The organism is Streptomyces katrae (assembly GCF_000717655.1).
Classification (GTDB): domain Bacteria; phylum Actinomycetota; class Actinomycetes; order Streptomycetales; family Streptomycetaceae; genus Streptomyces; species Streptomyces katrae_B.
In genome coordinates, this window is sequence record NZ_JNZY01000057.1 from 20,509 (window position 1) to 27,197 (window position 6,689).

The 6,689-nt window shown below is 67.4% G+C and carries 5 protein-coding genes and 1 pseudogene; all 6 read left to right on the top strand.

From position 1 onward, the window contains the following. Positions 1-2 precede the first annotated feature (2 nt). Positions 3-767, top strand: a complete 765-nt coding sequence (locus IF09_RS0136825) for a hypothetical protein (RefSeq protein ID WP_030303506.1) — start codon at positions 3-5, stop codon at positions 765-767. A gap of 77 nt (positions 768-844) precedes the next feature. After that, complete coding sequence (locus IF09_RS0136830) at positions 845-1,195, top strand: hypothetical protein (protein ID WP_030303508.1); 351 nt, start codon at positions 845-847, stop codon at positions 1,193-1,195. A gap of 4 nt (positions 1,196-1,199) precedes the next feature. Beyond that, positions 1,200-1,541, top strand: coding sequence for a hypothetical protein (locus tag IF09_RS0136835; protein ID WP_030303509.1), 342 nt, complete (start codon positions 1,200-1,202; stop codon positions 1,539-1,541). An 83-nt stretch (positions 1,542-1,624) separates the two neighbouring features. Further along, entirely contained in the window at positions 1,625-1,954 is a 330-nt protein-coding gene (locus IF09_RS0136840; protein WP_030303511.1) for a hypothetical protein, read from the top strand. Between the two features lie 18 nt (positions 1,955-1,972). Next, a complete protein-coding gene (locus IF09_RS0136845; RefSeq protein WP_051833544.1) occupies positions 1,973-5,362 on the top strand; it encodes a phage tail tape measure protein in 3,390 nt (1,129 codons plus the stop codon). Positions 5,363-5,365: 3 nt separating this feature from the next. Beyond that, positions 5,366-6,689, top strand: a pseudogene (locus IF09_RS0136850) (hypothetical protein); the annotation flags it as partial.

A 6,689-nucleotide genomic window follows, 5' to 3' on the forward strand; every position in this document is an offset into this window, starting at 1 on the left:
GCATGGCCGGCGACCCGCTTAAGGCAAATCTGTGGACGGACGCGGACGTCTACATCTCGACCAACCTCTCCGCGACCCTGCCCGCCAACGCCGGTACCCCGTTCGGCGTGGACTGGGATCTGGTCGGTCTCCTTGACGGCGACGATGGGTTCCCCGAGTCCCGCGACGAGGACACCGACGACAAGTACGCCTGGGGCGGCATCCTCGTCCGCACCAGCCGCACGCACTTCAAGCTGACCAAAAGCTTCACCGCGCTTGAGGACAACGACACCACCTTCAGCCTGCTGTGGCCGGGCTCCACCGCGTCGGTGATCAAGGTGCCCCGGCCGGCCAAGGTTCTGGTCGCGTTCGAGACCCGCGAGGGCGACAAGGTCCGTCGACTCATCACCTCCAACTACGCAGAGGTCACGCTCGACGGCGATCACGGCGAGAACGAAACCGACCTTGAGTCGGCCACGTTCGTCGCCACGATCTTCCCGACCGCGGACGGCGACCTGTTCGACCGGCAGACCACTCCGGTCCTGGTCAGCATCTCGATCCCGACCACCCTCTCGGTGGCCGACGGGGCGATCGGCAGCCTCACCGCCACGGCCACCTACGACGACGCGTCCACCGCGAACGTCACCACGCTCGCGTCGTGGGGTACCTCCAACGCGGCCAAGGCCATCGTCACCGCCGGCTTCGTCACCGGCGTCGACCCCGGCTCGGCAACCATCACGGCGACCTACCTCGGCCAGTCCGACACCTGCGCCGTCACGGTCACCTGACAGACGCCGGGGCGCGGTCCTTCGTCGCGGTTCGGCCGCGCCCCGGTGTACCACCCGAACCGCGACAGGGAGCCCTCATGCCCGTCAGATACACCGAACAAGAGATCCGCGCTCAGGCCCACCGTCTGGGGCTCATAGCCGGCAGCCAGGACGTACCGCGGAGCATGCGCAGCAAGGTCATCTCCACTCTGCTGGAAGCCGACCGCCCGCCAATCGAGGCGCCGGTCGAAGCGCCCAGGCTGGCGCAGCAAATCGTCATCCAGCCGGGAGGAGCCGTCCTCATCGACGGCAGTCCCTTCCCCTGGCTCATTGCCCGCCACCCCATGGAGATCAGTCTCGACCCCGACGGCACCAGCACCGTCCGCCTGACCCTCATGGCGGGTGCAGTGCAGATCGTCCAACCCGAACCGCGACCCGAGAGCGAGTAGCGAAATGACCACCCGAACCGCGATCAAGCCGGCTGACGACCAGCCGTTCGACTTCAACCTCGACTCCGTCCAGGCGGAGGTCGACCTCGCGCCTTTCCGTGTCCACCACGGCGGCCGACGCTGGGAGTTTGCCCACCTTCAGGGCCTCGACGTGTGGGACCTGGTGGGTGCCGCCGAGACCGGAGACCTGGGGGCGACCCTCGGCCTGTTCCGTGTCGCCCTGGGTGACTCTTTCGACGACTTCCGCAAGATCAAGCTTGCCCAGTTCAAGATGCAGAAGCTCTTCGCCGCCTACCAGCAGCACTGTGGGCTGGAGCCGGGGGAATCCGGGGCCTCCGGGAGCTGATCCGGAGGCACGGCAGAGCCCTCGAGGCGGACCTTGCGGCTACATATCCGGGCGTCCGCCTGCGCCACATCCATACCGGTGAGATGACGTGGCGCGAGCTGGCCAGCTATGTGCAAGGGCTGCCTCCGCACGCGCGCGTCCGTACCGCACTGCGTGAAGGCCGAGAAGAGCCGACCGGCGAGCAGGTACTCCTCGCGGACGTCTTCGACATGCTCCAGCGCGTGAACTGGACGCTCCAGGCCGTCAATACGCCCAAGGAGTCCAAGCAACCGAAGCCGCCCAAGGCGTACCCGCGCTGGTGGCTGCAGGGGAAGACCGGGACCCCTAGGGATACCGCGGCCCGACTCGCGCGCATGGAAGCCGCGCGCGAACGGGCTCGTGAACGGAAGCGGCAGCTGAGCGCCAGCGCCTGAACCACGTGAGGGGGTTCCGTGCCGAACGTCGGTTACGCCACCATCCAGATCATCCCCTCCGTTCGCGGTATCTCCGACGACCTTCGACGACAGCTGTCCGGGCCCGCCGGCGATGCTGGCGGGCGCGCGGGCGAGGAGTCCGGCGCCCGCTTCGGCGACAAGTGGAAAGCCGGCATCGCCGCAGCGGGCGCTGCGGCCGGTGCCGTACTGGTTGCGGCGACCATCTCCGCCATCGAGAAAGAAAAGATGGCGGACAAGTTGTCCGCCCAGCTCGGCCTGTCCGGTAAGGGCGCCCAGCAGGCCGGGAAGCTGGCTGGCTCCTTGTACTCGAAGGCGGTCGTCGACAGCTTCGAGGACGGTGCGGCCGCAGTGCGGGCCGTCATGGGTTCCGGCCTCATCCCGGAGAAGGCCACCACCGCGGCGATCGAATCGATCACCACCAAGGTTGCCGACTTGGCCAACGCCTTCGATCAGGACTTGGGTGGGGCAGCGAACGCGGCAACCCAGCTGATTCGGACTGGTCTGGCCAAGGACGCGCCAGAGGCTCTTGATCTGCTGACGAAGGGTCTGCAGACGGGCGCCGACAAGGCGGGGGACCTGCTCGACACCGTCAACGAGTACTCCGTGCAGTTCCAGAAGGCGGGGGTGAGCGGCGCAGGGGCTATCGGTCTGATCAATCAGGCGCTCCGCGCGGGCGCCCGGGACGGTGACCTGGCAGCCGATGCCATCAAGGAGTTCTCTGTCCGGGCTGTCGACGGGTCGCAGAGCAGCATCGACGGCTTCGAGGCCCTCGGCCTTTCCGCTGATGACATGGCGGCCAAGTTCGCCAGCGGCGGCTCGGCCGCGACCGGCGTTCTCGACATCACTCTCGATCGGTTGCGCGACATCAAGGATCCTGTGCTGCAGGCACGGACCGCTGTGGCGCTCTTCGGCACGCAAGCCGAGGACCTGGGTGCCGCGCTCTTCGCTATGGATCCGTCTACGGCGGCGGCGAGCCTCGGCAAGTTGGATGGTGCAGCAAAGGCCGTCGGCGACACCATCCGCGGCAACACGTCCACTCAGCTCGCGGTCCTCCAGCGGCAGCTAATGAGCGGCGTCGGCCAAGTGGTCGACGCGGTAGTCCTGCCTGCCCTGCTCAAACTGCTCGAGACGATCGGGCTCGTTGGCGACGCTGTCCGTCCGGTAATCAACTGGTTCCGCGAATGGGGCGTCTGGCTGATCCCCGCAGCGATCCTCATTGGAGGGCTAACCCTCGCCCTGAACGCACAGGCAATCGCCACCGCTGCCGTCACCGCGGTCTTCTCCATCTACCGCGCGGCCATCCTCCTGGGCACCGCCGCCACCAGCGGCTTCACCGCTGCGCAAGCCCTACTGAATGCGGTCATGGCGCTGAATCCGATCACGCTAGTCGTGATTGCGCTGGTTGCCCTGGCGGCCGCGATCGTCATCGCCTATAAGCGCAGCGAGACTTTCCGGGCCATCGTGCAGGCGGCCTGGGCAGGGATTCAAGCTGCCGCCCTGTGGGCCTGGAACAACGTCCTGAAACCGGTCTTCGACGGCCTCGTCATCGCCTTCAAATTGGCTGCGGCCGGAGCCATGTGGCTTTGGACCAACGGAATACAGCCCGCATTCTCCCCTATCGTTACGGCCGCCCGATATCTCTGGACGATTGTCGCCGTAGCGGTGTTGACGCCTCTTTACCTTCTGTTCAAGCTGGTGGGCTCCGTCGCTCTGTGGCTCTACGAATCGGCCGTGAAGCCTGCGTTCTCCGGAATAGCATCCTCGGCGCTATGGCTATGGAGCAATGGAATTAAACCCGCGTTCGACAGTTTCGTTGCGCAGGGTCGATTCCTCGCGTCAGTCGTCTTGTGGCTTTGGGAATCAGTCGCCAAGCCTGCGTTCTCGGGCATTGCGGCCGGAGCGATCTGGCTGTACCAGAATGGCATCCGGCCAGCGTTCGACAGCTTTGTCGCTCAGGCTCGTTTTCTGGGCTCGGTGGTCACCTGGCTTTGGACTAACGCAGCCAAGCCTGCCTGGGAAGGCATATCGGCCGTCGTGAACGGCGCCTGGCAGAACGGCATCAAGCCCGCCTTCGATCTCGTGAAGCGCGGGATCGATGCGGTGCGAGACAGCTTCAGTAGCGGCGTCAGTGGAATCAGCAAGATCTGGGACGGCCTGAAGGACGTAGCCCGGAAGCCCGTTCAATACATCGTGGACGTGGTCTACAACTCGGGCATCCGAAAAGTCTGGAATGCCGTCGCCGACTTCACCGGTGCCAAGCAGCTTGGCGTGCTGACCTTCGCCAGCGGCGGCTCCGTCTTCGGCGCCGGCACCGCCACCTCGGACTCCATCCCCGCGCTGCTCTCCAACGGGGAGCACGTATGGACGGCAGCCGAAGTGCGGGGCGCAGGCGGCCACTCCGCGGTCGAAGCCCTCCGGGCGCAGGCCGCACGCGGCGGGTCGGCCTTCGCCAAGGGTGGCGCCGTCGGCATCCCGCGGTTCGCAGACGGGGGCGTCGTCGACTGGCTGTCCGGCAAGGCCCGCCAGATCGGCGGCGCCCTCATGGATGGCATCGAGTTCATGACCAGCCCGAGCAAGGCTTGGGACGTCGCGACGAAGTTCATCCGCGACCAGATCGGCTCCAACCTGACCGGCTCGCAGTGGGCCCAGGCACTCAGCCAGTTCCCGATCAAGATGCTGCAGGCGCTGAAGGACAAGGTTGTCGCTGCCGCCGAGGGGCTGATCGGCGGATCCGCGAGCGGTAGCGTCGCCGCGGCGATGGGCTTCGCCCGGTCGCAGGCCGGCAAGCCCTACCAGTGGGGCGGCGCGGGCGATCCGTCGTGGGACTGCTCCGGGTTCATGTCCGGCATCCAGAAGGTGATCCAGGGTCTCAGCCCCGGCGGGCGCCTCTGGTCGACGTTCTCCTTCCAGGGGGACACGGCCCCGGCTGGGTGGAAGCGCAACCTGCAGAGCCCGTTCATGATCGGCATCACCAACGACGGGGTCGGCCACACTGCTGGCACCCTCGCTGGCATGAACGTGGAGAGCAGGGGCGGCGACGGCGTTGTCGTGGGTGCGCGCGCCCGCGGGTACAACTCGCCGCTGTTCCATGACCGGTACGGCTTCGCTCCCGCCCTGCGCAAGTACGACGACGGCGGCTGGCTCCAGCCAGGAGTCACCACCGCCGTCAACGCGACGGGGCGCCCCGAGGCCATCCTCACCGCCCCACAGTGGCAGGCCGTCTCCTCGCTGGCGACAGCTAACGCAGGGCTCGCCGCTGGTGACCGGCTGACGCTCGTCGTCGACGGCCAGGAGTTCAACGCCTATGTGGACGAGCGAGCGGACGCCCGCGTCGTGGGCGGCATGCGTCACCTGAGCCAGACGACCCGGCCTGGACGAAGGGGGTAGGTAGTGGCGATCCCCGGCAACATGCTGTCGCTGGTCACTGAGACGGTCGACCCGAACACTTCGGGCTGGCTGGCCAAGCTCAACTGCACGATCAGCAAGGGCACCGGCGGACGGTCGGGCGACGGGACATTGCGCCTGTCCTCGACCGCCGCCGGTGAGATGCAGGCCCGCACCCAGTCCTCCTACGCGGTCACCCCCGGGCAGGAGTACCAGGCTTTCGCGGACGCTTCCGGGGCCACGGTCCCGGAGCGAATCGGACTGCGCTGGATGAACGTCTTCAACGCCGAGATCTCCATCACCTGGTCCCTGACGACGGCCACCGCATCGGCGACCTGGCATCGCATCGCCGTCTCCGGGACGCCCCCGCTCGGGACCTCGGATGTGCAGGTGGTGGTGTCGGCGACTCCGGCGGCCGGGTCAGTCATCAATCATTTCGAGAACGTCTACCTGGGCGTGCCGATGCGCACCCCCGGCAACCTGCTGTCGGCGGATGCGGAGAACATCGAGCACGCCACCCTGAAGTGGGCGGCGGAGACGAACTGTTCGATCGCCCGGCAGGCGCCCATGGTGTCGTGGCCGGTCGACTACTACCTGGCCGGCGGCCACGTGCTGGCTCTGACGGTCACTGCCAACGGTAACGCGTCGGCGAAGATCACAGAGAAGCCGGCGGCGACCGCTGGCACCGAGTACGTGGGACGCTGCTACCTCAACCCGCCCACCTCGGGCAGCACCACCTGGGTAGAGCTCCGCTTCTACACAGCCGCGGACGTCCTGCTGACGGCGACCCGGTCGAACCTTGCCGCCCCAGGAACCGGCTACTACGAACAGCGGGTCTCTGCGATTGCCCCGGCCACCACCGCCTACGCGACGCTCGCCGTCGGCATCACCTCCGGCACCGCGGCCCAGGTCATGCGGATCGACACCGCGGTCATCGCGACCGCGCCCGTGATCCGCGAGGGCAGCATCGTCCCCTACGCCGACGCCTCGTTCGAGAAGGACGCCGCCGGCTGGACCGTGACGAGCGGCGTGGCGACGCTGGCCCGTTCCACCCCTTGGGGCGCCTACGCCATCGACGGCGCCTACGCGCTCACCGTTTCCTCGGCGACGGCCACGGCCAGCACGATCCGCTCGGCGCGGTTCCCGGCCGGCGCCGCGGCGGGGAAGAGTTTCCGGCTGCAGCTGTACACGAACGTTACCGCGGGCGGCTGGACGATCCAGCGGCATATCCGCTGGTACGTCGGCCACCACTCCGGCCGCCACATCGCCGCCTGCACCGACGTCGACGACGCGAACTGGGTCGCCAACGAGATCGCCAACTTCACCGACT